General features: G+C 70.4%; 2 protein-coding genes and 1 pseudogene. All 3 read left to right on the forward strand.

Going from position 1 to position 2,729, the window contains the following annotated elements; genetic code table 11:
• The first annotated feature begins 193 nt into the window (after positions 1-193).
• Positions 194-814 (forward strand): hypothetical protein, encoded by a 621-nt coding sequence (locus tag A5780_RS28425; protein WP_156769702.1) that lies wholly within the window; start codon positions 194-196, stop codon positions 812-814.
• 589 nt (positions 815-1,403) lie between these two features.
• Entirely contained in the window at positions 1,404-1,907 is a 504-nt protein-coding gene (locus A5780_RS28430) for a MobC family plasmid mobilization relaxosome protein (RefSeq protein WP_156769703.1), read from the forward strand.
• A pseudogene (locus tag A5780_RS28435) lies at positions 1,904-2,729 on the forward strand (hypothetical protein); the annotation flags it as partial. The gene A5780_RS28430 and the pseudogene A5780_RS28435, both read left to right, overlap by 4 nt.

Genomic DNA, 2,729 nt, shown 5'->3' on the forward strand with positions numbered 1-2,729 from the left:
GTGAGTGCGCGCGATAGATCGCGGCCAGCACGTCGACCGGCTGCTTGGACTTACCGCGATCGACACCGCGCGCGCGGCCGATCCCGGCACCACCGATCGCGCGCCGATCGCGCGCGACGAGACTCCCGGCCCGCGCGCGGCGCACCCGGCCGTCGTGGTGACCGATCGCGCGCAACCGATCGCGGCCGAGCCTGTGATCGCGCGCGACGAGGAGGCGGCACCGACATTGCCGACAGAGCCGATCGCGCGCGAGATTCCGCGCGCGGAGGCCGTGTCGATCGCCGCGCACAGCCCTGCTGAGCTGGGAACCGACGCCGAACCGATCGCCGATCGCGACATCAGCAGCGCGACGGAGGAGACCGCGCCGACGATCCCCACGGCGATGCCCGCGCGCGATCGAGGTCCGGTCGTTTCGCTGGTGCGCGCGAGCGATTCCGCGTCGTCTGCGCGCGCGGTTACCGATCGCGCGCGGAGCGGTGAGCGGGATTCGAGCGCGCGCGGAACCGCTGTCGACGGTGCGCTCGCGCGCGCGGCCGATCGCGCGTCGCGCGCGGAGTCGAGCGCGCGCGGAAATGTCGCGCGTGGACCGTTCGCACGCGAGATGTCGCAGACCGAGGCGGATCGGCTCGCGCGCGCGGTGATCGATCGCGGTAAGTCCAAGCAGCCGGTCGACGTGCTGGCCGCGATCTATCGCGCGCACTCACAGGGGCAGCGGCCCAACGCGATCGGCAAGCTCGTCGAGCTGCCGCATTCGACGGTTGGGCGCGCGATCGAGGCCGCGCACGAAGTGGCCGGCCCCCGCAAGATCGACTGAGAATCCCCCAGATTGGCGCGAGAGCCCCGGCGGCGTGTACCCGCCGGGGTTCTCGCGTTTTCAGAGCTTACCGGGGACTGCGCCGCGCGTTTTCCCGGCTGTTTCGACAGCGAACAGTCCCCGGGTGATCCGGTGAGTCACCGGGGACTGTCCGCGTCCGGAACCCTCCTGGCGGCTGCTTCCTCCTCTGGCGGGTGTGCCACCGCCGCTCCGAACACCTGGAGTCAGTCCCGGCGCACTCCCAATTCGCCGGGATTGACGTGTCTTCGATCCTACGAGCGGGCCGTGTGTCAGGCCGCCTCCACGACGCTCTCGCGGCCCGCAGAAACGTCCCGTACGCGGACCTGGTCACGGCTCGCGCTGGCGCGCCTCGTCGCCCGTCTCGCGTGCCCGACTCCCTTGGTGAAGTCGCGGCCGCAAGGCCGCCCGGGGCGTGCTCACTCCGGGTACGCTGGTACCTGTCCACGGCGTTGCAAGCTAACACTTATCAGGGATAAGTGAGGAGTCCCCGACAGGGGTCGGGGCCCACCCGGTTGGGTGGTCGCTGCGCTGGGCATGGGTTTTCCGACAGAGGCGGAGGGTGGTCGCGGTGGTCGCGGAGCAGGGTTCGACGGTTGGCCGGCGCCGGTCTCAGGAGATCGCGCGGGCACGTTCGCGGCGGCGGCGGCCGAACATCACCGGCCCGAAGCGCACGCTCGAGGTGACGGTGTCGGAGGAGGAGTACGCGCGGATCAAGGAGGCTGCGGACGAGGCGGGTGCGACGGTGCCGTGGTATCTGGTCGACTCCACGCTCAATCCGCCGGCGGCGACGACGAAGCCGGGCCGTAAGTCGGGTCCGTGGTTGCCGTGGCCCAAGCGCAAGGCGCTGGCCGACGCGATCTTGTCGGGGGCGTCGGCGTTGTCGCTGATCGTGTTGCGGGAGTTGTCGCACACCGAGGCCAATATCAACCAGATCGCGCGGGCGGTGAACATCACCGAGGTCGCGCCCGAGGAGTTGCCGGAGGTGCTGGCCGAGTTGCAGGAGACCATGGCCGAGATCCGGGATCTGAGCGAGCGCATGGAGGCGATGGCCAAGGAAGTGGTGCGCCGATGATCCCGCAGATCAGCCGCGGGCAGAAGCTGGGCGGGCTGATGGCGTATCTGCTGGGGCCCGGCGACAACAACGAGCACAAGGACCGGCGCGTGATCGCGGGATCGCCGACGCTGATGCGCACGGAGTGGCTGCGCACCTTCGACGGCCCCGCCGACAAGCACGCTGCTCGGGATACGGCGATGGCCATCGCCCGCGAGATCGAGATCCCCCGTCGGCTGCACGGCACCCAGGCGCGGATGCGGGCCAAGCCGGTCGCGGTCGGTGTCGGTGCGCGGGGACGTGGCACGGATGTCGTGGAGCCTGCGGGCAAGGGCGAGAAGGGCGAGATGCGGGACGCCCCGGTGTGGCACTGCATTCTGGCGCTGGAGGCGGGTGAGGACCTCGACGATTCCCGCTTCGGGCAGCTCGTCCACGACTTCATGGAGCGGATGGGTTTCACCGCTGACGCGACGCGCACGGAGGCACGGTGGGCGGCGGTGCGGCACGGGAAATCCGGTGCCGCCGGCGACGGTCAGGAACATGTGCATATCGCGGCGTCGCTGATCCGTGAAGACGGTTCGAGGGTCAGCACCTTCGATTACGGGCCGGGCAAGGCCAAGGGGGACTGGAATCGCGCCCAGGAGATCTGCAACGAGTTGGAGCACGCCTACGGGTTGAACGTGCTGGCTTCACGCGAGCAGGGCGGCGGGCTGTCGGGTGATTCGCGGGCCGAGGTCGAACGCGCTGCACGCATCGGTGCCCCGGAGTCGGAGCGTGATCGGCTGCGGCGGCTGGTGCGTGCGGCCGCGACCGGGACCGACACCGAGGCCGAGTTCGTGGGAT

The organism is Nocardia sp. 852002-20019_SCH5090214 (assembly GCF_001665865.1).
Lineage (GTDB): Bacteria > Actinomycetota > Actinomycetes > Mycobacteriales > Mycobacteriaceae > Nocardia > Nocardia nova.